A 463-nucleotide genomic window follows, 5' to 3' on the forward strand; every position below is an offset into this window, starting at 1 on the left:
CGGCTTCCGCATCCCGCATTCGGGCCCGTCGGCGCGCCGCATCGAGAACCGCATTCCGGGTGTCGACTGCAACCCGTACCTCGCGCTCGCGGCGACGCTCGCGGCCGGCTATCTCGGCATGACGCAACGCCTCGAGCCGACCGAGCCGCTCGTCAGCGACGGCTACGACCTGCCGTACCAGCTGCCGCGCAACCTCGAGGAAGGGCTCACGCTGATGGCCGCGTGCGAACCGCTCGGCGAGATTCTCGGCCACAAGTTCCTGAAGGCGTATTTCGCGCTGAAGGAAACCGAATACGAAGCGTTCTTCCGCGTGATCAGCTCGTGGGAACGCCGCCATCTGCTGCTGCACGTGTAAGCGCGCGCACAACCGCATCAAGGAAATACGGAGGAAACATGACTTACCGCAACGAATCCGCGTGGATCCAGCCCGCCGCGCCGGCGGCCCGCACGACGCAGGCACGCT

1 pseudogene is annotated in these 463 nt (G+C 66.3%); it reads left to right on the top strand.

The window, feature by feature from the left end:
* Positions 1 to 355: pseudogene (locus U5771_RS35350) on the top strand (glutamine synthetase); the annotation flags it as partial.
* Between the last annotated feature and the right edge of the window lie 108 nt (positions 356 to 463).

It is taken from the genome of Burkholderia sp. BCC1977 (genome assembly GCF_905339595.1).
Lineage (GTDB): Bacteria > Pseudomonadota > Gammaproteobacteria > Burkholderiales > Burkholderiaceae > Burkholderia.